Source organism: Janthinobacterium leeuwenhoeki, assembly GCF_051380795.1.
Classification (GTDB): domain Bacteria; phylum Pseudomonadota; class Gammaproteobacteria; order Burkholderiales; family Burkholderiaceae_D; genus Janthinobacterium.
In genome coordinates, this window is record NZ_JBNYXT010000008.1 from 140,093 (window position 1) to 166,396 (window position 26,304).

Annotated in this window: 15 protein-coding genes; 12 read left to right on the forward strand and 3 right to left on the reverse strand. The window is 60.5% G+C overall.

What is annotated here, in order from left to right; translation table 11 throughout:
- Positions 1–6: 6 nt before the first annotated feature.
- Both tldD and aroG read left to right on the forward strand, forming a co-directional pair.
- A complete protein-coding gene (gene tldD, locus ACQ4WS_RS09890) occupies positions 7–1,467 on the forward strand; it encodes a metalloprotease TldD (RefSeq protein WP_436475794.1) in 1,461 nt (486 codons plus the stop codon).
- A gap of 489 nt (positions 1,468–1,956) precedes the next feature.
- Positions 1,957–3,021, forward strand: coding sequence for a 3-deoxy-7-phosphoheptulonate synthase AroG (gene aroG / locus ACQ4WS_RS09895; protein ID WP_086146852.1), 1,065 nt, complete (start codon positions 1,957–1,959; stop codon positions 3,019–3,021).
- Between the two features lie 136 nt (positions 3,022–3,157).
- Here the strand turns inward: aroG and ACQ4WS_RS09900 are convergent, their stop codons facing one another.
- The 3 genes from ACQ4WS_RS09900 to ACQ4WS_RS09910 all read right to left on the reverse strand — a co-directional run bounded on the left by ACQ4WS_RS09900 (position 3,158) and on the right by ACQ4WS_RS09910 (position 12,003).
- A complete protein-coding gene (locus ACQ4WS_RS09900; protein WP_436475796.1) occupies positions 3,158–5,809 on the reverse strand; it encodes a TonB-dependent receptor in 2,652 nt (883 codons plus the stop codon).
- A gap of 356 nt (positions 5,810–6,165) precedes the next feature.
- Entirely contained in the window at positions 6,166–8,835 is a 2,670-nt protein-coding gene (locus tag ACQ4WS_RS09905; RefSeq protein WP_436475798.1) for a TonB-dependent receptor, read from the reverse strand.
- A gap of 363 nt (positions 8,836–9,198) precedes the next feature.
- Positions 9,199–12,003, reverse strand: coding sequence for a TonB-dependent receptor (locus tag ACQ4WS_RS09910; RefSeq protein ID WP_436475799.1), 2,805 nt, complete (start codon positions 12,001–12,003; stop codon positions 9,199–9,201).
- 603 nt (positions 12,004–12,606) lie between these two features.
- On the opposite strand from ACQ4WS_RS09910, the gene ACQ4WS_RS09915 reads away from it, so the two are divergent.
- From ACQ4WS_RS09915 to nusA, 10 genes are all read left to right on the forward strand, one after another.
- On the forward strand, positions 12,607–14,439 hold the full coding sequence (locus ACQ4WS_RS09915) for an ABC transporter substrate-binding protein (protein WP_436475801.1): 1,833 nt from the start codon (positions 12,607–12,609) through the stop codon (positions 14,437–14,439).
- Positions 14,440–14,467: 28 nt separating this feature from the next.
- Positions 14,468–15,406, forward strand: coding sequence for an ABC transporter permease (locus ACQ4WS_RS09920; RefSeq protein WP_034782513.1), 939 nt, complete (start codon positions 14,468–14,470; stop codon positions 15,404–15,406).
- Between the two features lie 9 nt (positions 15,407–15,415).
- On the forward strand, positions 15,416–16,525 hold the full coding sequence (locus tag ACQ4WS_RS09925; RefSeq protein ID WP_436475804.1) for an ABC transporter permease: 1,110 nt from the start codon (positions 15,416–15,418) through the stop codon (positions 16,523–16,525).
- Between the two features lie 9 nt (positions 16,526–16,534).
- The gene (locus ACQ4WS_RS09930; RefSeq protein WP_436475805.1) at positions 16,535–18,226 is read left to right on the forward strand and encodes an ABC transporter ATP-binding protein; all 1,692 of its coding nucleotides are present in this window, start codon (positions 16,535–16,537) and stop codon (positions 18,224–18,226) included.
- 27 nt (positions 18,227–18,253) lie between these two features.
- Positions 18,254–19,216: a VTT domain-containing protein gene (locus ACQ4WS_RS09935; protein WP_436475807.1), complete on the forward strand. Its 963-nt coding sequence runs from the start codon at positions 18,254–18,256 to the stop codon at positions 19,214–19,216.
- A 389-nt stretch (positions 19,217–19,605) separates the two neighbouring features.
- Positions 19,606–20,625, forward strand: a complete 1,020-nt coding sequence (locus tag ACQ4WS_RS09940; protein WP_436475809.1) for a glucokinase — start codon at positions 19,606–19,608, stop codon at positions 20,623–20,625.
- Positions 20,626–21,023: 398 nt separating this feature from the next.
- Positions 21,024–21,812, forward strand: a complete 789-nt coding sequence (gene scpB / locus ACQ4WS_RS09945; protein ID WP_436475811.1) for an SMC-Scp complex subunit ScpB — start codon at positions 21,024–21,026, stop codon at positions 21,810–21,812.
- Positions 21,805–23,898, forward strand: a complete 2,094-nt coding sequence (gene rluB / locus ACQ4WS_RS09950; protein ID WP_436475813.1) for a 23S rRNA pseudouridine(2605) synthase RluB — start codon at positions 21,805–21,807, stop codon at positions 23,896–23,898. Before scpB ends, rluB begins: the two co-directional genes overlap by 8 nt.
- Before the next feature lie 341 nt (positions 23,899–24,239).
- Entirely contained in the window at positions 24,240–24,728 is a 489-nt protein-coding gene (gene rimP / locus ACQ4WS_RS09955) for a ribosome maturation factor RimP (protein ID WP_029496192.1), read from the forward strand.
- Positions 24,725–26,290: a transcription termination factor NusA gene (gene nusA, locus ACQ4WS_RS09960; RefSeq protein ID WP_034782529.1), complete on the forward strand. Its 1,566-nt coding sequence runs from the start codon at positions 24,725–24,727 to the stop codon at positions 26,288–26,290. Before rimP ends, nusA begins: the two co-directional genes overlap by 4 nt.
- The last annotated feature ends 14 nt before the right edge of the window (positions 26,291–26,304 follow it).

A 26,304-nucleotide genomic window follows, 5' to 3' on the forward strand; every position in this document is an offset into this window, starting at 1 on the left:
ATAGCCATGATCCCATTTGAACCCAATCTGTCCAGCCTGGCTGTGGCGCGCGAACTCCTGCTCACGCCGTTCGGCCTGGACGAAGACAAGCTGCTGAAAGCCCTGGGCACGATGTTTACGCACAAGGTCGACTATGCCGACCTGTATTTCCAGTCGACCAGGAGCGAAGGCTGGAGCCTGGAAGAGGGCATCGTCAAGACGGGCAGTTTTTCCATCGACCAGGGCGTGGGCGTGCGCGCCGTGTCTGGCGACAAGACAGCGTTTGCGTACTCCGACGATATTTCTGAGCGGGCCCTGCTGGAAGCGGCGGCGGCCACGCGCACGATTGCGCGCGCAGGCGCCGGCAGAATCAAGATCGCGGGCCAGATGCTTGCGCAGGGCGGGCGTTCCTTGTACCTGCCCAACGATCCGCTCGCCTCGCTGGACGCCACGGCCAAGGTGCAGTTGCTGGAGCGCGTGGAAAAGATGGCGCGCGCGAAAGATCCCCGAGTCGTGCAAGTGATGGCGGGCCTGGCCGGCGAGTACGACGTGGTGCTGGTGCTGCGCAGCGACGGCGTGCTGGCGGCCGACATCCGCCCGCTGGTGCGCGTCTCGCTCACCGTGATCGCGGAACAGCATGGCCGCCGCGAAACGGGCTCGGCCGGTGGCGGTGGGCGTTTCAGCTATGACTATTTCAGCGATGCCGTGCTGGAACAATACGCAACGGAAGCCGTCAATTCGGCCCTGGTGAATCTGGAAGCGCGCCCGGCGCCCGCCGGCCCCATGAGCATAGTGCTGGGACCGGGCTGGCCCGGCATTTTGCTGCACGAAGCCATCGGCCATGGCCTGGAAGGCGATTTCAACCGCAAGGGTTCGTCCGCGTTTTCGGGCCGCATCGGCGAACGTGTGGCTGCCAAGGGCGTCACGGTAGTCGATGACGGCACCCTGGCGGGCCGGCGCGGCTCCCTGAATATCGATGACGAGGGCAATCCGACGCAGTGCACGACCCTGATCGAGGATGGCATCCTGAAGGGTTACATCCAGGACACCATGAATGCGCGCCTGATGAAAATGCCCGTGACGGGCAATGCGCGCCGCGAATCGTTCGCTCACCTGCCCATGCCGCGCATGACGAACACGTATATGCTGGGTGGCGACAAGGATCCGGGCGAGATCCTCGCGTCCGTCAAGAACGGTTTATATGCCGTCAACTTCGGCGGCGGCCAGGTCGACATCACGAACGGCAAGTTCGTCTTCTCGGCCAGCGAAGCGTACATGATCGAAAACGGCAAGCTCAGCTACCCGGTGAAGGGCGCGACCCTGATCGGCAACGGCCCTGACGTGCTCAACCGCGTTTCCATGATCGGCAACGACATGCGCCTCGATTCGGGCGTGGGCGTGTGCGGCAAGGAGGGGCAAAGCGTGCCCGTGGGCGTGGGGCAGCCGACCTTGCGCCTCGATGGCATCACGGTAGGCGGCACGGCTTGATTTTGGGATGCTGCGCGGCCAACACGGTTGTCGGATTACGCGTGGCTGCACCCCGCTAATCCGACCTACCTGCTACATCAGTAATGCGTCGTTTCCCACTGTCAAAAATGGGTTGGCGTGGCGAGCGCGCCACTGCGGCCACAGCGTTGGTAGCCAGCCGACGCGTATCGACAGCGCGCAACTTTTTATGCTTTTTTATGTATTTTGCAGTGTAAAAGGGCGGCGACATGCGGCTTTGCCGACAAATAGGCTTGCCAACCCTTGCAATTTAGGTTTATAGTCGTTCATCACTTACGGATGACTCGCATGTTCGCTCGCCACTTTTTTACCGCTTATTTTTACTTTAGCAATTCCAACCCAAAGGCGGTGGAGTAGCGGTCGGTTCACGTAGCAGCAAAACGAGATCCCAGCAAATTCTAAAAAACCGCCACTGATGGCGGTTTTTTTTTACCCAGATGTTTTACCCTTCCTTAAATTTTGGAGAAAATGATGCCCCGCACCGATGATTTGCGTATTCGCGAAATGAAGGAATTGACCCCGCCGTCCCACCTGATCCGCGAATTCGCCTGCTCGGAGCAAGCCGAACAGACCGCTGCCAGCGCCCGCATTGCCCTGCACCGTATCTTGCACGGCCAGGACGACCGCCTGATGGTGGTGATCGGGCCTTGCTCCATCCACGATACCAAGGCGGCGATGGAGTATGCGCGCCTGCTGGTCAAGGAGCGCGCGCGTTTCGCCGGCGAACTGGAAATCGTCATGCGCGTCTACTTCGAGAAGCCGCGCACCACGGTGGGCTGGAAGGGGCTGATCAACGATCCGTACATGGACAACAGCTTCCGCATCAACGATGGCTTGCGCATGGCGCGCGAACTGTTGCGCGATATCAATGAGCTGGGCTTGCCGGCCGGTACCGAGTTCCTCGACGTCATCAGCCCGCAATACATCGCCGACCTGATCAGCTGGGGCGCCATCGGCGCGCGCACCACGGAGTCGCAGGTGCACCGCGAACTGGCGTCGGGACTGTCCTGTCCGGTCGGCTTCAAGAATGGCACGGATGGGAATGTGAAAATCGCCGTGGAAGCCATCAAGGCCGCCTCGCAGCCGCACCATTTCCTTTCTGTCACAAAAGGCGGCCACTCGGCCATCGTCTCGACCAACGGCAACGAGGATTGCCACATCATCTTGCGCGGCGGCAAGACGCCCAACTATGACGCGGCCAGCGTGGACGAGGCGTGCAAGGCGATTGCCGCGCAAGGCCTGGCGGCGCGCCTGATGATCGACGCCTCGCATGCGAACAGCTCGAAAAAACCGGAAAACCAGATCCCCGTGTGTGCCGACATCGCCAGCCAGGTGGCCGGCGGCGACGGCCGCATCGTGGGCGTGATGGTGGAATCGCACCTGGTGGCGGGGCGCCAGGATTTGATCCCGGGCAAGGAATTGATCTATGGCCAGTCCGTCACGGACGGCTGCATCGACTGGAGCGCCAGCGTGGCCGTGCTGGAAAACCTGGCGGCGGCCGTCAAGCAGCGCCGCTTGCAGGGCGACGCGGAATGAAATGACATGGCGCGCAGCATGAAAAAAAGCCCGGAAAGCTAAGCTTTTCGGGCTTTTTTAATGAATTCAAGACGCCTGACAGAAGCGTAGCGAGCGGCAGCAAATCGCGACGCGCAGTAGCTTATGTCAGGTGTACTTAGAACTTGTAGGTAGCGCGCACGTAGAAAGTACGGCCCAGCGGATCAGTGTAACGCGGATCGTAGCCGGACTGGAAGGTGCCGATCTGGTTACTGAACGGTGGATCTTCGTTCAGCAGATTTTTTACGCCCACGGTGACTTCGGTATTCTTGAAGCCGGAGTACGCGCCCGACAGCGACCATACCGAGTAAGCCTTGACGCTTTGCTCGAATTGCGGATCGACATAGTTCTGGTCGCGGTAGCCGCTCATGTACTTGTTCGACAGCGTGGCATTCCACTTGTCCATATTCCATTGCAGGGAGGCATTGTGTCTCCAGCGGAATACCGGTGCATTGTCGCCATACACGCCTACGTTTTGCACGAATTCGCCGCCGCGTTCGTTCTGGTACTCATACTTCTGTACCCAGGTGCCGTCAAAGGCGAACGTGAAGTTGCCATACTGGCTACGCGGCAATTTCCAGTTCAGGCCTAAGTCGATGCCCGAGGTGTGCATTTCGCCCAGGTTGCCCAGGGTGGCCAGCACGTAATCGAGTTTGCCGTCAGCCGTGTAGATGAAGTTGCTTTGATATTTGGCGTAGTTGTCGAACAGGGTCTGTTCGGCCACGGTGCCGATCTTGTCGCGCAGCTTGATCTGGAAGTAATCGAGCGAGACGGTCAGCGACTTGGTAGGTTCGATGACGATACCGGCGCTGAAGGTTTTCGATTTTTCCGGGCCGACGTCTGGATTGCCACCTGAACGGATGTATTGCTGTGCGCCGCAGGCGACGTTGCTATTGGCGCCAGGAATCGGTACGCCGCCTGGGCACAGGCGTGGATCGTTGTACTTGTTGGCCGTGAAGGTCTTGGTTTGCGGACCATGCAGGTCATACAGCGTTGGCGCGCGGAAGCCTGTGTTGTAAGAGCTGCGCAGCAGCACCTGGCTAGTTGGCTGCCAGCGCACGCCGACTTTCGGGTTGAAGCTGCCGCCGACGTCGTTGTAGTGGTCATAACGGGCTGCCAGAGACAGTTCCAGGTCTTTCACGACAGGAATGCTCAGTTCCGAGAAGATGGCGGCGATGTTGCGGCTGCCCGACTGGTTTTGCGCTTCGGCGTAGCCGGAGCTCGATGCCTGGCCGGCCAGGTCACGATTCACGTTGTATTCCGCCTTGTCGTTGCGGAATTCCGTACCGACGGCGAAACCGACTGCGCCAGCCGGCAGGTTGAACAGCTCGCGGCTGACCTTTGCGTCGACCGCGGTGCTGGTCATCTTCGCGCTCAGGTATTCGCCTTTCAGGACGGAATCTTTCAGGTATGCCGCACCGGCGGCGCTCTGCTCGCCGAATGGGTTCAGGATGCCATTGCCAATGCCGTCGATGATGCGCTGGTCATTCAGATAGCCACCCGTGAAGGCGCTGGTGGCCTTGCTGACGGAATAGCTGAGGCCGACGTTGTAGTCCCACGCGCCCAGGACGCCTTCGGAAGCCAGTACCAGGCGGTCCGAGGTGCTGGTGTCGAAGCCGCTGCGCTGGCCCGATGCCACTGGACGCCAGCTGATGTCCAGCGGCTTACCCGACAGGCCCGCCACGGCTGGCACACCGCCGCTGCCGCCTGGGTAGTACGGCGAGCTCGAGGACATGAGGATGCCAATGTTCGACATTGGTGGCGGCGAGATGCGCGCTTCGTTGGTGCTGCGCGAGTGCAGGTATTCGATGGTGGCCAGGTGATCCTGGTTCAGCTTGAAGCTGGCTTTGCCCAGGAAAGATTCCTGCTGGGTTTTCGGAATGGCCTGGATGAATGGCGTGACATCCATGGCGCAGGTGCTCTTGCCCGAGGTATTCTTGTACAGGTTCTCACCCACGCAGCCGCCGGCGAAGGCCGGGTTGCCGATCAGGCCATTGCCGGTATCGTAGAAGTTGGCCGGGAAGGTGGTGCCACTCAGGTTATCCACGCCCTTGCTCGGGATGTAGCCGCTCTTCGAGAAGGAACGGTCGGCTGTGCTCAGCGCCGACTGGCGATGCACGTCGACAACGCCGAAGACGTTGAAGCCATCTTTGTTCAGATCGCCATAGCCACCGGACAGGTTCAGGCGCGACTCGTCGCCGCCGCCCGATTTCTGTGGCTCGTAATGTTCGACCGTGACGGAGCCGCCTTTGACGGAACGCTTGGTGATGAAGTTGATCACGCCGCCGATGGCGTCCGTGCCGTAGATGGCGGAAGCGCCGTCGCGCAGTACTTCAACTCTTTCCAGAGCCGAGATCGGAATGATATTCAGGTCGACGGACGAACCGTTGAATGGGTGGCTGGCGATACGGCGGCCGTTCAGCAGGACCAGGGTCTTGTCGCCGCCGATGCCGCGCAGGTCGGCGACGGACTGGCCGCCCGTGCCGGAACCGACGGATTGCGAGCTGCTTTGCGAGCTCTGATTCATGGAAATGGTGGACAGCACTTCCTGTGCCGTCGTCAAGCCTTGCTTGGCGAAATCATCGGCCTTGATCGAGGTGATCGGCAGCGCTGTCTCCGATGCCAGGCGCTTGATGCTCGAACCCGTGACTTCCACGCGTTGCATGGTGCCATCTGTTGTTTCTTGCGCATACGCGGCGTGCATGCTCAGGGCCATGCCGCCTGCAAACATCAGGCGCAGCGACCGCGATATTACATTTTCTATCATCATCTGAAATTCCTTGTTATTGTGATAAAGGCGGCAATTATTTTGAAATAACTTATTGCTTACCAACAATTTATTTGCCTTTTTGAAAATCCACCAATGAAAATTCTGTAAATTTTCAGGGCCCTCATCAAAACATTCACGATTCAGATTGTCAATTTCGCGCAGACTTTTTGGAAAAAATGCAACATTTTCCTGTTTTTTTTATAATCCTTCAGCAATAAAGTATCGTGAACCCTTGTCAGACTTGCTCAGATGCGTAAAATAAAACGGCGCACATCATCGCTGATGGCGCCGCTTTTCTGTTGCTGGCAAGCTGTTGCCAGCGCTGCCTGTTTTATCTGTTGACCTGAAATTTCTCCTTAAAACGTATAGCTGCCGCGCAGGTAATATGCGCGCCCGATCGGATCCGTGTAGCGCGGGTCATAGCCTTTCTGGAACAGCGTGCCCTGGTTCGAGAACGGTGGTTCCTTGTCGAACAGGTTCTTCACGCCGGCCGTCAGCAGCAAACCTTTCCATACGTAGCTGCCCGACACGTTCAGCAGGCTGTAGGAGGGCACATCGTGGCGGTACTGCGGATCGACCTGGTTCTGGTCCGTGTAGCTGGACTTGAACGATTGCGACACGGTGGCGCCCCAGTTGCCCATGCGCCAGTTCAGGGCCGCCGTGTGTTTCCAGCGGAACACGGGATTGTTGTCCGCATAGCGGCCCACGTTGGCGATGAAGGCGCCGTCGCGCTCGTTCTGGTAGTCGTACTTGTGGGTCCAGGTGCCGTCCACCGACACGCTGAAATCGCCATAGGTGCCGCGTCCCAGGCGCGCATTCAGGCTCACGTCGATGCCGTCGGTTTTCACTTCACCCAGGTTGTCGTTCAGGTCCAGGATGGCGAATGGCGAACCGTCGGGATTGCGCAGGAACAAGGCCTTGTATTTTTCGTAGTTGCCGTAGATGGATTGTTCGGGCAAGGATGAAATCTTGTCCTTCAGATGAATGTTCCAGTAGTCGATGGCGACGGTGACTTCCTTGATTGGTTCGAGCACCAGGCCGAAGGCGAAGGTGGTGGATTTTTCCGGTTTCAGATTTTCATTGCCGCCTTGTAGCTTGAACTGCTGCAAGTCGCAATCGCGCAGGGGATTGGCGCCCGGCTGTGGCACGCCGCCCGGGCAGAGGATGGGGTCGTCGTAGGAATCGTTGGTATCGTTCTTCGACGGCGGCGCATTCTTTTCAAACAGGGTGGGAGCGCGGAAACCCGTGCTGGCCGAACCGCGCAGCACCAGCGCGCTGCTGGCCTGGTAGCGCAGGGCCAGCTTGGGATTGGCGGTACTGCCCACGTCGCTGTAATGGTCGAAACGGGCGGCCAGCTGCACTTCCAGATCCTTGATCAGCGGCAAGTTGACTTCGCCGAAGACGGCCTGGATCGTGCGCGAGCCGCTCTTCGACAGCGAACCGGACAGGCCGGAACTGGTGGCCTGGCTGGCGATATCGCGGTTGACATTGAAGTCGGCTTTTTCACGCCGCAGTTCGCCGCCGAGAGCGATGGCTAGCGGCCCGCCGGCCAGTTGCATCAGTTCGCGGCTGCCCTTGATATCGAAGCCCGTGGTGGTGACCTTGGCATTTTGTACCTCGCCGCGCAGGGCGGTGCTGTCCAGGTAAGCCTTGCCGGCCGCATCCTGCATGCCAAAGGGATTCAGGATACCGTTCAGCACGCCGGCAGCAAACGAGGCATCCTGCACATAGCCGCCTGTAAATTTCTCGGACGACTTGCTGATGGCGTGGCTCAGGCCCGTCTTGTAGTCCCAGCCTGCCAGCTCGCCTTCGAGCGCCAGCACCAGGCGGTCCGCCTTGCCGGTGGAATCGATCTGCCGCTGACCCGCTTCCACGGGGCGCCAGTTGACGCTCAGGGGCTGTCCCGACAAGCCGGGCTGGGCTGGCACGCCACCCGCATTGCCCGGATAATATTTGCTGCTAATGGGCAAGATCAAGCCCGTTTGCGGCGGCGGCGCCGTGCGTGCTTTTACCTTGTTTTCCGAATGCAGATATTCCACGGTGGCAAGGTGGCCGCCGCCCAGCTTGAAGGCGCCCTTGCCGAAGAAGGCCACTTGCTCTTGTGCCGGCAGGTCATCGATCTGCCGCGTGTAGTCCTGGCGGCAGGTGCCGTTGGCCGCCGCCACCGACAGCGGCGGCAAACAGCCGCTGGCCGCATACGGATTGCCGGCCAGGCCGTCACCGCCCTTGGCCGCCGCATCGAAGTAGTTGCCGGGGAAAGTGGTGCCGCTGGTGAGCGACAGGCCGCGCGAGGGGATGATGCCGGTGGCCGAGAAGGCGCGGTCTTGCGAGGTCAGCACATTTTGCTTGTGGTAATCGACCACGCCAAAAATATTGTAGCCGTCCGTATCGAGCTTGCCGAAGCCCGTCGACAGGTTGAGGCGGTGTTCGCCAGCGCCCTTGTGTTCGGGCGCGACGACCTCGGCGGTGATGTTCGTGACGTTGACGGAGCGCTTGGTGATGAAGTTGATGACGCCGCCGATGGCGTCCGTGCCGTAGATGGCCGAGGCGCCGTCGCGCAGCACTTCGACCCGTTCCAGGGCGGCGATGGGAATGATGTTCAGGTCGACGCTGGCGCCGTCATACGGATGGTTGGCGATGCGCCGACCATTGAGCAGCACCAGGGTCTTGTCGCCGCCCAGGCCGCGCAAGTCGGCGCTGGCCTGGCCGCCCGTGGGCAAGCCGCTGGTGTTGCCGCCGACGGCATTGCCGCTGCCCATGCTGGAGGCATTCGAGGGTATCTTGCTGAGCACTTCCTGTGCCGTGGTCAGGCCCTGCTTGGCAAAATCTTCGGCCTTGAAGATGGAGAGGGGGGTGGCTGTTTCCGAGACCAGCCGCTTGATGGAGGAGCCGGTGACTTCAACGCGCTGCATGGTGCTTGTATCGCTGACTTCTTGCGCCAGCGCCTGCTGACTGAGCAGGCCGGCGGCAAGGCCACTGGCGCAGATCATACGGATGGAACGGGACAAGCGTGTTTCTCTGATCATGTTCAAGACTCCTGGAAAAGCGGTTGGCTAGAAGGGCAAGAACGGCCGCGCTGGTTGGCGCACCGAAAACATCGAAAAGTATTTATATCTTTTCAAGCGATCCACTGTAATGAGCTGCAAAAGTCCTTGTCAACATGGCAAACGGCTTTGTGTGCTGAAACAACGCAGTGCACCATAGGTACTGATTTAGAACAAAGAAGGTGCATTTTGTGCCACATTTTTGACGAGCTTGCCATCCCCTCCCCTCGTGCGCAAAATAAAAAACGCCCTCTGCAGTGCAAGGGGTGTTGGCGTGGCTGGCATGGCGATAGTGACTGGCGCCTGCCCCATGCTCAGGCTGCGCTTGGCAGCCTGAGCGGACGCTTAGAAAAACTTGTAGCTGGCGCCCAGTTTGAAGTAGCGGCCGATGGCGCCGCTGGCATCCATCGGGTTGTAGCTCATGCCGCCGTAGGTCAGCGGGTCGAGCGGGGCGATCTTGTCGGTCACGTTGCTGATCGATGCAAACAGTTGCAGCTGCTTGCTGACATTCCAACGGCTCGACAGGTCGAGCGTGGTGAACGAGGCCAGCTTGCAACCGTTCGGGGCCGGTGTGCCGTTCGCCAGTTTGGAGGCGCAAGGATCACCTTCAAACTTGATATTCTTCATGTCCGAACGGTAGTTCAGCACGCCGCTGACGTTCCAGTTGCCCAGGTCCCACGAACCGGTGAGATTGATCTTGTCCTTCGGCGTGCCGGCGCAGTTGGAGGTATCGCAATTGCCATGCGTGCCGGCAAACTGGTAGCGCACGGTGGACGACTCGGCCCGTACCCACGAGGCGATGTGGGTCCAGGTCAGGCCGAACGTGGCGCGGCCGTAGTCGCCCAGGCGCACGCGCTGCTTGACGTCCAGGTCGATACCCTTGATCTCCGTGAAGCTGGAGTTGCGGTACGGCGCCTTGGTGATCAGCAAGGTGCCCGTATTCGGCACCACCACGCCATTGATGGTCAGGTTGTTGTCGGCGCGGATCGCGGTCGGCAGGGCGGCCGCTTCGTTGTACGGCAGCGGATTGATCTCGTTTTCACGCTTGATCTTCCAGCCGTCCAGCGACAGGCTGGTATCGTTGAATGGATCCCATACCATGCCCAGGGTGTAGCCCTTGGATTTTTCCGGCTTCAGGCTAGGGTCGCCAATCTTGACGGCCGCCACTTGCAGTTCACAGTCGCTGGCATTCGCGCCCGGCAAGCGGGTGCCGCCCGGGCAGCGTACGGGATCGGTCACGGTCGAGGTGCCGGTCGATTGCGAATCGGCATTGCTTTCGGCCGGGCCCGGAGCGCGGAAGCCTTCCGAATACGTGCCGCGCACGGCGAAGGTTTTCAGCGGCGTCCACTTGGCGCCCAGTTTCGGCGTGGTCGACGAGAAACGGTCGTATTTGTCGTAACGCAAGGCACCCGATAATTCCACCGTCTTGAAGACGGGGGCCAGCACTTCCAGGAAGACGGCCGAGACCTTGCTGTCGCCCTTGGCGGCAACATAGCTGGAGTTGATGGAGCCGTTTTCCGTGCCAGACAACGATGGATTGTCGAGTTTGTCGCGGCGGTGTTCCGCACCGACGGCCAGGCCCATGGCGCCACCGGGCAGCTGCATCAGTTCGCGCGAAGCCTTGAAGTCGATGATGTCGAGCTTGGTCGTGGAGTCGGAGGTAGCGTTGGTCACCATGGCCGCGTACAGCGAGGCGGGGTTCTTGCCCGCCTGCGCACCGATGTAGTAGGGGAAATGCGTGCTGGCCGGACTGGAATCGCCCAAGGCCGCCTTGACGACGGCCATGTTCAGCATGTTGCTGTAATCGAGGTGCAGCTTCGATTCCGAATGCGTATAGCCGGCATCGTAGTCCCAGCCCATGGCGTTGCCCTTGACGCCGAGCACGATGCGGTTGAACTCATTGTTGGCCTGGCGCGTGCTGGCGCCCACGTCGAAAGCCTGGTAGCGCACGCGCACCGGCACGCCATACGGATTTTGCGGGTGATTGGCGGCCAGAACGATGGTGGTGCCGGCGCCGGAGCCGTAGTTGATGACGCCAGTCGGGCTGCCGGCGTTCGGTGGGAAGGCGACGGTGGGCGTGATCGACGGTGGTATCAGGGTAAAGGCCGTGTCGCGCTTCGAGTAGCCCGCTTCCGCATACACCTGGGTGTCGGCATTGACTTGCCACGTGCCGCGCGTGTACAGGTTGATCGATTCGATCTTCGGCTGCATCGAACGGAACTGGTCGTGATGCCACAGGCAGCCGCCCTTCGGATCTTGCGGCGAAGATACGGACAAGGTGGAGCAGCCGGGCAGCGAAACATAGTTGTTGCTGACGGGATCGCGGATCAGGCCCGCTGGTGAGGCATTCGCATCGTTGTTGCCATTAATGTAGCCGCCGGCGAACTGGGTGTTGATCGCATAGCCGTACGGGCGCAGGTCGGCCTTGCCTATCCATTTGCGGCCGGCGCGGTCGCTGTTCATCAGCATGTCCGATTTGCTGTACTCGGCGTTGACGACGACGTTGAATTTATCCGTGTCCAGGTTGCCCTTGCCGAAGGTCAGCGAGGCGCGGTGCTGCCTGGCGTCGCTGTCGCCGGAGATGCCCGTGTCACCCTTCAGGGTCAGGCCTTCGAAATCCTTGCGCAGGATGATGTTGACGACGCCGGCGATGGCGTCCGCGCCATACGTGGAGGAGGCGCCGTCTTTCAGGATTTCGATGCGCTCGACGATCTGCATCGGCACGGTGGAGAGATCGGTGAAGCTTTTCTGGCCGTCGTCGGCGCGCGCGAACGGCGCCATGCGGCGGCCATTGAGCAAGACCAGGGTCGAGGTGGCGCCCAGGCCGCGCAGCGAGATGGCCGTGGAACCGGCGGCAAAGCCGTTGCCGAAGCCTGTCGGCAGCGAGCCGGCGCCATCGGCGGTCAGGGTTTGCAGGTATTCGGCGACGGTTGCCTTGCCCGATTTCATCAAGTCGTCGCGGGTGATGAGCTGTACCGGCGATGCCGTTTCGGCCGTGGCTCGTTTGATGCTCGAGCCTGTAATTTCCACACGTTGGACATTGGCGTCTTGCGCCATTGCCGGCGCAGCCATCATGCCAAGGCTGAGCGCCGCTACGCTACCCGAAAAGATCAGGCGTACGGAGCGGGATATCACTGTTTCCATCATCATTCTCAGAACTCCGAAAGTAAGCTCGGCTGGCCTTCGTACGGCACAGCTTTGCCAGGGTAATAAAGATTGCTGCGTCGGCAATCGCTGTGGATAAGGCGGCATTTTTAAAGCTGCCGTTATTGATAAGACCATTTGCCGGGAAACCTTGTCAACGCGCACACATGCTCTTTCAGCATGGAAACAACAGTGTTTTTTGCAATATTGATTTGTTTCAATATTTGTAATTGTTTTAATGTTGCACTGCGCCGCATATTTTCCGTACTGCCATAAAAACTGTTGTCATTCGGGGCCGTAAGGGTTACTGCCAAGTTAGTTTTTCCTGGCGGCGACCTGTCTTTGTTGCACTGCGGAAGATTTCATCCATGTGGCAGGTGGTCGTGGCTGTGCGCCACGCCTTTGCTGCGGCTTTTCGCCCGGCGAACAAAATATGCGTTATCGTTACGCCTTTTTCCAGCTCGTCTGCGTGCGGGCAGGCTGGCGACAAACAAGGCATAGATCTTGCGAGGATAAACTGGTTTTGGCGGTGGAATCCTGTATCCCAGGGGGAAACCAGTACAAGCGCACCAATGCGGTGCGACAGATAATCGAGATGAAGGGTATTACATGAAGTCACCATGGATGCGGCGCGTGGCGCTGCTCGCCTGCCTGGCCACTCTGCCGCTGGCCGCTGTTGCCGCCGATGCCGCCCCCGCGGCTGCGCCGGTGAAAACCTTGCGCTATATCCTGCCGGCCGCCGAGACGGGCTTCGATCCGGCTACCGCGCGCGACCTGTATTCGAACCACATCACGCAGGCCGTTTTCGACACCCTGTACACCTATGATTACCTGGCGCGCCCCGTGAAGGTGGTGCCCGGCGCGGCGGCCGCCATGCCGGAAGTGTCGGCCGATGGCAAGACCTACACGATACGCCTGAAAAAAGGCATTCTGTTTACGCCCGATGCCGCGTTCGGCGGCAAGCGCCGCGAACTGACGATGGCCGACTATGTGTATTCGTGGAAGCGCTTGTTCGACCCGCGCCTGGCCTCGCCACACAGCTGGCTGTTCGAGGGCAAGGTGGTGGGCCTGGACGATCTGGCCAAGGAAGCGGCCAAGTCGAACAAACTCGATTTCAATAAAAAGGTGGCCGGCCTGGAAATCCTCGACCCGTACACCTTGCGCATCACGCTGACCAAGACCGATTTCAACTTCCCCATGATTCTCGCCTACGTGCCGACGGCCGCCGTGGCGCGCGAAGTGGTGGACAAATACGGCGACGTGAAGGGCGAAGTGGGCTCGAATCCCGTCGGCACCGGTTATTACACCCTGGGTGAATGGACGCGCGGCAACCGCATCGTCCTGAACCGCAACCCGCAGCATTTGCCGGAAACGTGGAATTTCATGGCCGGCGACGACCCGGACGACCAGCGCATCGTGCGCCAGATGCAGGGCAAGCGCATTCCCGCCATCGACCGCATCGAAATTTCCGTGATGATCGAAGACCAGTCGCGCTGGCTGTCTTTCCAGAGCGGCGGCACGGACGTGTTCTGGCTCGATGGCCCGCTGGCGCCGAAGGCATTGCTGAACGGTAAGCTGCGTCCCGAGCTGGCAGAGAAGGGCGTGCAATTGTCGCGCCTGTTGGATCCGGAAATCAGCTATTACTACTGGAACATGCAAGACCCGACTCTCGGTGGCTTCAGCAAGGAAAAGATCGCCCTGCGCCGCGCTATTGCCATGGCGCACAATATCGATGAAGAAATCCGCATCATCTGGAATGGCCAGGCCAAGCGCCTCGACTATCCGATCCCGCCGGGCGTCGTCGGCTACGATCCTCACTACAAATCCCTGCTGCAATACGATCCCGTGCTGGCCAACAAATTGCTCGACAAATTCGGTTACAAGAAGGGCGCCGATGGCTGGCGTACCTTGCCGGACGGCAAGCCGCTGCTGATCCGCTACGCTTCGCGCAATGAAGCCAATGGCGTGCTGCAGGCGGAAATGTGGCGCAAGACGTACAACTCGCTGGGCATCCGCATGGAAAACGACCGCATGATCTTTTCCGACATTCTGAAGACGGAGAAGCAGTGCAAGATGCAGACGCGCACGGCGCCGTGGCTGGCCGATTATCCGGACGGCGACAACTTCATGCAGCTGTTCTATGGCCCCAACACGCACCAGAACAACAATGGCTGCTACCAGGATCCCGAGTACGATAAATGGTATGCGGCCAGCCAGGCCATGCCGGCCAGTCCCGAGCGCGACGAGCTGTTCCACAAGATGGCGCGCCGCCTGGAAGTGAACGCGGGCGCCCTGATCGGCTATGCGCGCTACCGCAACATGCTGGCGCAAAAGTCGGTGCTCGGCTACAAGAAGCACCCGATCCTGTTCCAGGAATGGGCGTACATGGATATCGACAGCACGGGTGCGCCGGTGGCTACGCCGGCCCCTGCTGCCAAATAAGCGCAACTTATAACAACAAGGAATCATTATGTTTGCTTATATCCTGCGCCGCCTGTGGCAGATGCTGCCCACCATGCTGGGCGTCGTCCTGCTGGTGTTTATCCTGTTCAACTGGGTGGGGGGCGACCCCGCCTACATCCTGGCCGGCAAGATGTCGAGTGCGGAAAGCATTGCCAACATCCGCCGCCAGCTGGGTGTCGACCAGCCGTATTACGTGCAGCTGTGGATCTTCATCAAGCAGATCGTCACCTTTGACTTCGGCCAGAGCTGGGCCACGGGGGAATCCGTGTCGCACATCATCACCTCGCGCCTGGGGCCGTCGATGATGGTGCTGATCCCGCTGACCGTGCTGGAAACGTTTTTTGGCGTGGCGCTGGCGCTGGCCATCGCTTTCGTGCGCGGTTCGCTGACGGACCGCGCCGTCATGATCGCCTGTACGGTGGGCATGTCGATTTCCATCCTCGTCTACATCATCGTCTTCCAGTACGGATTTGCCTACAAGCTGGGCCTGTTCCCCGTGCAGGGCTGGGGCGACAGCTTCTGGGAAAACCTGCTGCGCTATTCGACCTTGCCGATTTTGATCGGCCTGGCCGTCTCCATCGCGCCGACCCTGCGCCTGTTCCGCACCTTCGTACTGGACGAGGCCAACCAGGATTACGTACGCACGGCGCGCGCCAAGGGCCTCAAGGAAGGCCGCATCATGTGGGTCCACGTGCTGCGCAACGCCGGCATTCCCATCATTACCTATGTGATGTCGAACTTGCCGGCCCTGCTGATCGGCGCTTTCCTGCTGGAACGCTTTTTCGGCATCCCCGGCATCGGGCGTGAAGTGATTTTGGCCGTCGAGCGCAGCGACTTTCCGGTGATCAAGGCGATCACCGTGTATGTTGCCGCCGCCACCATGCTCTTCAACCTGCTCACCGACCTGCTGTACCAGGCGGTCGATCCTCGCGTACAACTGAAGTAGAAAGAGACGATGTCGAAACCTCATACATCGCCCGGCCTGTGGGCCCTGGCGTGGCGCCGTTTGCGCGGCGACAAGATTGCAATGGTATCGCTGGCCGTGGTCGGCGCCTTTTCCCTGCTGGTGCTGGCGTCCGCCAGCGGCCTGGTGGCGGCGAACTGGGAAGACGAAGTGGCCGTCAGCTATGCGCCGCCGACCTTCGTTGGCGCCGACAAGGACGTCGCCGCCGATGGCGCGATGCCCCTGCCGGACGAGCGCAGCGCGCCGACGCCCGTCAACGTGCTCGATCCGCTGGCCGACGACATCGCCGAACTGCGCGCCGGCTTGAAAAGCGATCCGTCCGCTGGCGTCGACATGTACGGCATCACCGACCCGCTGGCCGACGACTTGACGGCCTTGCGCGCCGGCATGGGCAAGGCCAAGAAACTCGTCACGCACAAGGCGGCAACGTTACCGTTCGGCGCCGACAAGTGGGGCCACGACATCCTGCAGAAAACCATCAAGGGCGGCGAAACGTCGATCGTCGTGGGCCTGGTGGCAGCCTTGCTGGCCGTGGTGCTGGGCACCTTGTTTGGCGCCGTGTCCGGCTACTTCGGCGGCATCGTCGATGACTTCTTCAACTGGTTCTACAGCATTTTCACGTCGATACCATCGATCCTGATGATCTTGACGGTGGCGGCCGTGCTGCAGCAAAAGGGCGTGCTGACCATCGTGCTGATCCTCGGCTTGACGGGCTGGACGGGGCCGTACCGGCTGATCCGCGCCGAATACATCAAGCACAAGGCGCGCGAATACGTGATGGCGGCCGACGCGATTGGCGCCTCGCACTGGCGCAAGATGTTTTCGCATATCTTCCCCAACGTCAGCCACGTGGCGCTGGTGCAAATGTCGATTCTGGTGGTGGGCTTCATCAAGGCCGAAGTGATTTTGAGCTTCCTCGGCTTTGGCGTGCCGGTGGGCACCGTTTCGTGGGGCAGCATGCTCAACGAGGCACAAAATGAACTGATCCTGGGCAAATGGTGGCAGCTGACAGCCGCCGCCACGGCGATGGCCGTGCTGGTGACGGCGTTCTCGCTGTTTACCGATGCCTTGCGCGATGCGCTCGACCCCAAAGTGAAATAGGAGTTGCTCATGGACCAGAATAACCTGTTGGAAGTGCGCGACCTGCGCGTCACCTTCCGCCTGGACAAGAAGACCACGTTCGAAGCCGTCAAGGGCATTTCGTTCAACGTGCCGCGCAACAGCACCGTGGCGCTGGTGGGCGAATCGGGCAGCGGCAAGTCCGTCAGTTCCTTGGCCGTCATGGGCTTGTTGCCACCGGATAACACCATCATCGCCCCCGGATCGAGCATCCATTTTGGCGGGCGCGACTTGCTCAAATTGTCGATCGCCGAGCGCCGCACCATGTGCGGCAAGGATATTTCGATGATCTTCCAGGAGCCGATGTCGTCGCTGAACCCCGTGTTTACCGTCGGTTTCCAGATCGCCGAAGTGTTGCGCCAGCACATGGGCATGAACCGCAAGCAGGCGCGCGCGCGTACCCTGGAGTTGCTCGACGAAGTGGGCATACCCGATCCCGCCACCAAGATCGACGCTTATCCGAGCCAGATGTCGGGCGGCCAGCAGCAGCGCGTGATGATCGCCATGGCGATTGCCTGCGAACCGAAGCTGCTGATCGCGGACGAGCCGACGACGGCGCTGGACGTGACGATCCAGAAGCAGATCATGGACTTGATCGCGGCGCTACAAAAGAAACATCAAATGTCCGTGCTCTTCATTACCCACGACCTGGGCCTGGTGGGAGAAATCGCCGACCAGGTGATCGTCATGCGCCATGGCGAAGTGCGCGAGACGGGCGAGGTGCGCCAGGTATTTGACACCCCCAAAGACCCGTACACCAAAGCATTACTGCATTGCCGGCCTTCGCTGGACGAGCGCCCATGGCGCCTGCCCGTCATCGCCGACTATATGGACGGCAAAGCCGGTCCCGGCATTGAAATGAAACAGCGCACGCGCGGTTACACGCCCGGCGATGAACCGGTGCTGGTAGTCAATAATTTAAGTAAAAGCTTTTATACGCGTGTTGGCCTGTTCGGCAAGCGCGAATTCCAGGCAGTCAAGGACGTGTCGTTCACTTTGCCACGCGGAAAAACACTGGGCGTGGTGGGCGAGTCCGGTTCCGGCAAGACGACGGTAGGCTTGACCCTGCTGCGCTTGCACCAGGCGACAGGCGGCACGGCCATGTTCCACGGCAAGGATTTGATTGCCATGCCGAACAAAGAGTATTTGCCGTATAAACGCCGCATCCAGATCATTTTCCAGAATCCGTATGCCTCCCTGAATCCCCGCTTTACGGTGGGGCAGATCCTGCTGGAACCGATGCGCATTCACAAGATCGGCGCGAATGACCAGGAACGCATCGCCAAGGCCTACTGGCTGCTCGATAAAGTGGGCCTGCCGGAGCAGGCTTTCCACCGCTATCCGCACGAGTTTTCCGGCGGCCAACGCCAGCGCATCGCCATTGCCCGCTGCCTGACCATGCAGCCGGAAATTTTAGTCTGCGACGAATCCGTGTCGGCGCTGGACGTGTCGGTGCAGGCGCAGGTATTGAACTTGCTGCAGGACTTGCAGGATGAGTTCGGCTTGTCGTACATCTTCATTTCGCATGATTTGTCTGTGGTCAAATACATCGCCGACCAGGTGATGGTGATGCACAAGGGACAAGTGGTGGAACTGGCCGATTCGGATGAGCTGTACCGCAATCCCGTGCATCCGTACACGCGCACCCTGCTCAGCGCCATACCCAAGGGCGTGCAGTTGTAAGGGGCTTTTTACGGTAAGATAGCGGCCATGCCCAACCTCATTTACCTGCTCGAACATTACGGTGTCCTGATTGTCTTTGGCATCGTGCTGGTGGAGCAGCTCGGCCTGCCGATACCCGCCTTTCCCATCCTCGTGGTGGCGGGGGCGCTGGCCGTCGATGGCGACATGCATGGGGGGCTGGTGCTGGCCGCCGCGCTGGGCGCTTGCCTGATCAGCGACTTCACGTGGTTCCGCGCGGGCCGGCATTTCGGCAAGCGCATCCTGCGGCTGCTCTGCCGCATCTCGCTGTCGCCCGATTACTGCGTCAGCCAGACGGAAGATAAATTCAAGCGCTGGGGCCCGAAAGCCCTGATCGTTTCCAAGTTCGTGCCGGGATTCAATACCGTGGCCGCACCCATGTCGGGCGCGCTGGGCACGCCGCCGGGCCTGTTCTTCCTGTATGCGGGCCTGGGCGCCTTGCTGTGGAGCGGCACCGGCATCGTCGTCGGCGTGATTTTTCACGCCAGCGTGCAGCAGGTGCTCGACTTGCTCAGCACCATGGGCAGCACGGCCTTGCTGATGCTGGCCACCTTGCTGGGACTGTTCCTGCTGTACAAATTCCTCGAACGCCGGCGCTTCCGCCAGGCCTTGCAGATCGAACGCATCGGCATCGATGAATTGCTCGAACTCATAGAGCAGGGTGAGGAACCGCTGATGGTCGACGCCCGCAGCGCCACGGCGCAGGCGCTGGAGCCGGCCGTGCCGGGTGCCCTGTTCTTCAACGGCAAGGAACCGGTGCCCGCCATGATCTCCATGGACAAGGATCGCCACATCATCGTGTATTGCAGCTGTCCCAACGACGTGACGGCCGCGCAAGTGGCCAAGCTGCTGCACCAGCACGGCTTTCACCGCGCCAAGCCCCTGCATGGCGGCCTCGATGCGTGGAATGCCGCCTACCGCTCGGACCAGCCGGCGCCCGCCAGCTTGCTGGGCGAAGGCTTGCCGTCCTGATCCCCGCAGCGTCCTGCTTGCCAGCGTGGGAGTAAAGATACGCAGAAAAAACCGGTAGTAATAATACGAAAACACCTTCGCGTGACTGCCGGACGGAAGTCCCGCACCGCCGCCGCCGCGTACCAGACGGCTTTGCGCAAACTCCGGCATACTCTGCTTTCAAGGCGGTTTCTGCTGCTGTGCAGCATGCTTTTCGCGTGCCTATCGAGTGCAAGTACTTACTATAATTCATTGCCTGTGAGGAACTTTGGCCCTGCCTGTTGCATTTGGAGTGGAACTACCAACAAAGGACTGTTTTGATGTACTTAAACTACAAACTTCGCTTGCCTCCGGGCGCATTCATCCTTTAAGCTGGTCGTCCCATGCGTCCCACTTCATCATTTAAAATCATGAGCGCTTCGTCTTCTCCCGTACTGCCGACTTCCGCCTTCGCCGATGGACCGCGCCTGCTGGCCGACGTGGGCGGCACCAATGCCCGTTTCGCCCTGGAAGTGGCCGCTGGCCACATCACCCTGGTGGAAGTGCTGCCCTGTGCCGATTACCCGAGCCTGTCCGCCGCCCTGCAAGCTTACCTGGCCCTGCCGCACATCGCCGCCGCCGGCGGGCAAGCCGTGCGCCATGCCGTGATCGCCATCGCCAACCCGGTCGACGGCGATTTCCTCAGCATGACGAACCACCACTGGTCGTTCTCGATCCGCGCCATGCGCGAAGAGTGCGGTTTCACGACCCTGGACGTGGTCAACGATTTCACGGCCCTGGCGCGCGCCTTGCCGCAGCTGTCGAGCGAGCAAAAGCACCAGGTGGGCGCGGGCACGGCCCGTCCCAACACGGCTATCGGCCTGATCGGCGCCGGCACGGGCCTGGGCGTATCGGGCCTGATTCCTTCGCACGGCGGCTGGATCGCCCTGCAAAGCGAAGGCGGCCACGTCAGCTTTGCGCCGTTCAATGAAGTGGAAGTGAGCATTCTGCAATTCGCCTGGCGCGAATACGAGCACGTCTCGGCCGAACGCCTGATTTCCGGCGATGGCCTGGAACTGATTTACCGCGCCCTGGCCGACCGCGCGGGCGTGCCGGCGGAAGACTTGCCGGCGGCGGAAATCACGCGCCGCGCGCTGGCTGGCGAGTCCCAGCTGTGCGACGACGTCATCGAAGCGTTCTGCTGCATGCTCGGCACCGTGGCGGGCAACGTCGCCGTCACCTTGGGCGCGCTCGGTGGTATTTATATCGGCGGCGGCATCGTGCCACGCCTGGGGGCGCGTTTCGACCGCTCCGGCTTCCGTGCCCGCTTCGAGCGCAAGGGCCGCTTCGCCAATTACGTCTCGCAAGTGCCGACCTTTGTCATCACGGCGCAGTACCCAGCTTTCCTGGGTGCATCGGCCATTCTCTCGGAGAAACTCGCCTCCCTGTGACGCGGGTAAGGGGCGATGTGTCGCGCCAGGGCCGGGTAAAACGCGTGTTTTACCCGGTTTTGCGCTTTTCCGCTTTTTATCAGGTACAATTGGCATCGTTGGATGAAACGACGACTGTCGCTCTCCTGTCTGGCTGGTTTGTCGCCACGGGAAAAGCAGCTGCTCCGGAGTGCGTTTCATTGCTGGTTATTTAAGGCCAGCACCATGGATGGCAGGACTTTCACTGCATCCGCTTTAGTCCCGCTTTGCGCGCATAGGCCAAGGCGTCGGAAAAACAGCCTCAACTAGTAACCCAGCACGGCGTCATCATCGATGTCTGCCCTCTGTCACGTTGAAATGAACGTTTTTGATTTCTTTCTCTGCATACGAATTGCAACACACATCCGCACAGAATTGCTATGAATACAATTGAGGCTAAAAAAGTCCTCGAAACCGCGTTGCTGTGCGCTCGTGAATCGCTGACGATCCACAGCTTGAAGAAGCTGTTCGTCGATGCGGACGAGAATGGTCGCGTGCGTGGTGTCGGCGTTGGTGCCGACACGATCAAGCAATTGCTGGAAGAGTTGCGGCAAGAGTGGGAAGGGCGCGGCATCGAGATCGTCAGTCTGGCTTCGGGCTGGCGCTTTCAAAGCCGCCCGGAAATGAAGATGTATCTCGATCGCATGACGCCCGAGCGGCCGCCCAAGTATTCGCGGGCGACCCTGGAAACCCTCGCCATCATCGCCTACCGCCAGCCGGTGACGCGCGGCGATATCGAGGAAATTCGCGGCGTTGCCGTCAATTCGCAGACGATCAAGATGCTGGAAGACCGTGGCTGGGTTGATGCCATCGGCTACCGCGACGTGGTGGGACGGCCGGCCTTGCTGGCCACCACCAAGCAGTTTTTGGATGACCTGGGTTTGCATTCGCTGTCCCAGCTGCCGCCTTTGCAGCAAATCAGTGAAATGCAGGGCAATGGGCTCGAAGCCCTGGAAGCGGCCCTGCAAGAGAATTTTGACAAGGCAAGCAATGAGCTTGTCCCCCAGCTTGGTGCAGGTAGCAATACGGCTGTGACAGATGTGACAGCAAGCCTTGATGCCGGCCCCGATGCTTCGCCCACGGACGAAGCCTACACTCACGACCCTGCGCCAGAACTAACGGTTGACGCTGCGCCAGGTCAGCACAGCCAAGAAACGAAGAATGAATAATCCGAACATACCCGAGACAGTAACCGCCAGCGACGAAGCCATCGTTGCCAAGCCCAAGCGCCGCACCAAGGCCCAGATCGAAGCCGACGCAGTGGCTGCAACTGCGGCTGCCGCTGTCGGCGATACCGCCGCTGCCAAGCCGAAGCGCCGCACGAAAGCCGATGTGGCCGCCGATGCGCCCGTCGTCGCTGCCGCTGAAACTGAAGCTGTGCCAGCCGCCAAGAAAACCCGTGCCAAGCCAGTCCTGAAGGCTGTGGCCGACGCCGCGGAAGCGGCTGCCGAAGCGGTTGCCGAAGTCGCCGCACCTGCGCCACGTCCGCCGCGCGCCCGTGCCGCCGCCAAGGCCGCTGCCGCCGTCGCTGAAACGGCGCCGGAAGCCGCCGCTGACAAGCCGGCCGAAGCCCGCCCTACCCGTGGCCCACGCCAGATGCGTGGCGTGCAAGCGGAACGCGCGCTGCGCCAGCCGCCGCGCGCCGAAGCGCCGCAGGCAGCCGAAGCCGTTGCAGCAGCGCCTGCCGCAGAGCAAGCTGCCGCGCCTGTCGCCGATGTGTTCGATGCCGAAGGCAACCTCGTGTCCGGCCCGCGCCTGCCGCGCGGTCCGCGCAACGACGTGCCGGGCGCTGGCAAGAATGCCGGCAAGAGCCGCAAGAAGGGCAAGGGCCGTCAGGCTGCGCCCGGCAAGCTCAGCGACGCTGACGCCGTCTTCTCGTTTGTCACCTCCGACGCTTTCGACAGCGAAGAAGGCGGCACGGGCCGCGTGCAAAAAGTGGCCGTGCGCCGCGACCTGACGTCCGACGACGACGCGCCGAAGCTGCACAAGGTGCTGGCCGAAGCCGGTCTCGGTTCGCGCCGCGACATGGAAGACCTGATCATCTCGGGCCGCGTGTCCGTGAATGGCGAGCCGGCCCACATCGGCCAGCGCATCTTGCCGAGCGACCACGTGCGCATCAACGGTAAATTGATCCAGCGCCGCGTCAGCAAGAAGCCGCCACGCGTATTGGTCTACCACAAGCCGGCTGGCGAAATCGTCAGCCATAATGACCCGGACGGCCGTCCCTCCGTGTTCGACCGCCTGCCGACCATGAAAGCTGGCAAGTGGCTGGCCGTGGGCCGTCTCGACTTCAACACGGAAGGCTTGCTGCTGTTTACCACCTCCGGTGACCTGGCCAACCGCCTGATGCACCCGCGCTACGGCATCGACCGCGAGTACGCCGTGCGTACTCTGGGTGAGCTGGAAGAGGGCATGCGCCAGAAGCTGCTGGCTGGCGTCGAGCTGGAAGACGGCCTGGCGCAGTTCTCGAAGATCGCCGATGGCGGCGGCGAAGGCATCAACAAGTGGTATCGCGTGGTGATCGGTGAAGGCCGTAACCGCGAAGTGCGCCGCATGTTCGAAGCCATCGGCCTGACCGTCTCGCGCCTGATCCGTACCCGCTACGGCGCCATGACCCTGCCGAGCGGCCTGAAACGCGGCCGTTGGGAAGAGATGGATGAAAACACCGTGCGCGATCTGTTGACCGCTTACGGCATCGAAAAGAAAATGCCGGCATCGGGCGATCCCCGTGCCGCTGGCGCCGCCAAGGGCCGCGAAGCGCGCAAGGCCAGCCGTGATGACGAGCCGAATGGCAACCGCATCGATGTGAGCAACCGCAACGCCGATCCGTTCCCGGTCGCGCCGCGCCGTGGCCAGCCTGCCGGTCAGTTTGCCCGTCCGCAAGGCCAGGGTCGCCCAGGCGGCGCCGGCCGTCCAGGCGACGCGCGTGGTCCGGGCCGTGGTCAGCCGCAAGGTCCATTCCAGGGCGGTCAGCCCCGTTCGTCGGCATCGTTCGACGGTGCGCCGCAAGGCCAGGGTCGTCCGCCACGTGCGGCAGGCCAGGGCCGTCCGGCCGGTGGTGGTGAGGGCCGCGCGCCGCAGCGCGCTCCGCGCCAGCCTGATCCGCTGCAAACGACCTTCGGCTTCGCCAACACGGGTCCGCGCCGCAATACGGGCGGTGGTGCCGGTGGGCAAGCCCGTTCCGCTGGCCAGTCGCGTGGCGGCATGGATCGTGGCGGCATGGATGGCATGCCGCGCCGCCGCAGCAAAGGTTAATCGGGAAGCGTTTCTTCTTGCGCGCCCGCTGATCTGCTGCGGGTGCGCGCTCTTGTAACTGTTGTAAGCCGGGCCGCTCCTTGCGTGCGGCATTGCGGTGAAGTTAATAAGAGGTTATAATCTGCAGCCTAATAAAAGTTCTCCGCAGGGTTGTTTGGTGGGGGTGCTTATCTGGTTGGGGAAATACAAGAAGATGGGCAGATGCCCATTTTTTTTTTGTTGAACCGTTTGTCATGGCTCCGCAAGGGGCCATATATGACTTGAATGCGTGTTTTTGCATGTTGTCGGCGCTTAATACGGCGCCGTCATGCCGAAAACGGGCCTTATTTCTGGAGAATTTCTTGCAGCAGTTGGGATTAATTGAAAAGACAGTTATTGGTCTGGGCTATGAGCTCGTTGATGTCGAACGTGCCGAGCGCGGACTGCTGCGCGTCTTTATTGATTTCAGCGCCGCCGATGCCGCTGAAAAAGGTCCGATCACGGTCGAAGACTGTGCCACGGTGAGTCACCAGTTATCGCATGTGTTGACGGTAGAGAACGTTCCTTACGAGCGTCTCGAGATTTCTTCCCCGGGTCTGGATCGTCCGGTGCGCAAGCTGGAAGACTTTGTCCGTTTCGCAGGCCAGGAAATCATCGTCAAGCTGACTGTGGCGATGCCGGGTACGAACAACCGGAAATCGTTCCAGGGGATCTTGCAAGAACCCGTGGGCGATAAATTGTCGTTGGAATTTGAAGGTAAGGATGGTCCGGCGATGTTGGAGTTTACGCTCGCGGATGTGGATAAGGCACGCTTGGTGCCGCAGGTGGTTTTTAAGGGACGCAAAGCATGAGCCGCGAAGTTTTATTATTGGTTGACGCGCTGGCGCGCGAAAAAAACGTCGATAAAGATGTCGTCTTCGGCGCCCTCGAATTCGCGTTGGCGCAAGCCACGAAGAAACGGTATGAGGGTGAGGTAGACATCCGCGTTTCGATCGACCGCGAAACGGGCGAATTCGAATCGTTCCGCCGCTGGCACGTGGTGCCCGATGAAGCGGGCCTGCAATTGCCGGATCAGGAGATCCTGCATTTCGAGGCAAAAGAACAGATTTCCGATATCGAAGTCGATGACCACATCGAAGAGCCGATCGAATCCGTTGAATTTGGCCGCCGTTTCGCCCAGGATACCAAACAGGTCGTCCTGCAGCGCGTACGTGATGCCGAACGCGAACAGATCCTGGTCGACTTCCTGGAACGTGGCGATTCGCTCGTTACCGGCACCATCAAGCGCATGGAACGCGGCGACGCCATCGTCGAATCGGGCAAGATCGAAGCGCGTCTGCCACGCGACCAGATGATCCCGAAAGAGAATCTGCGTATCGGCGACCGTGTGCGTGCTTTCATCTTGCGCATCGACCGCAATATGCGCGGCCCGCAAGTGATTCTGTCGCGTACCGCGCCGGAATTCATCATGAAGCTGTTCGAACTGGAAGTGCCGGAAATCGAGCAAGGCATGCTGGAAATTAAATCCGCAGCCCGCGATGCCGGCGTACGCGCCAAGATCGCCGTCTACACGGCCGACAAGCGCATCGACCCGATCGGTACTTGCGTCGGCATGCGCGGTTCGCGCGTGCAGGCCGTTACCGGCGAACTCGGTGGCGAACGTGTCGACATCGTGCTGTGGTCGGAAGATCCGGCGCAGTTCGTCATCGGCGCCCTGGCGCCGGCGAACGTCTCGTCGATCATGGTCGATGAAGAAAAACACGCGATGGATGTCGTCGTGGACGAAGAAAACCTGGCAATCGCGATCGGCCGTTCCGGCCAGAACGTGCGCCTGGCCTCGGACCTGACCGGCTGGAAGATCAACATCATGACGGCCGAAGAATCGGCTGACAAAGCTGCCCAGGAAACGGCTGCCGTGCGCATCCTGTTCATGGAAAAGCTCGATGTCGACCAGGAAGTGGCCGATATTCTGGTAGAAGAAGGTTTCGCCAGTCTGGAAGAAATCGCTTACGTGCCAATTTCCGAAATGCTGGAAATCGAATCGTTTGACGAAGATACCGTCAATGAACTCCGTACCCGTGCGCGTGATGCGCTGGTTACCGAAGCGATTGCTTCGGAAGAGGGTCTGGAAGGCATGGACGAGGCGTTGGTGGGTCTGGAAGGCATGGACCGCATTACCGCCGGCAAGCTGGGTCTGGCTGGTATCAAGACCGTTGAAGCATTTGCAGCACTGGCATACGACGAATTTGGCGCAATCCTGGCCTTGTCTGCGGACCGTGCGCGTGAACTGATTACAAGTGAATTTAAAGATGTGACCGACGATGAGATGAAGTTGGTTGACTCGAAATATGACGATCGTGCCAAGGCGTTGCAAGCCAAGGCATGGAGTCTGGCCGAATCCGCAAAGGCTTAATTTGAGTATCTTTA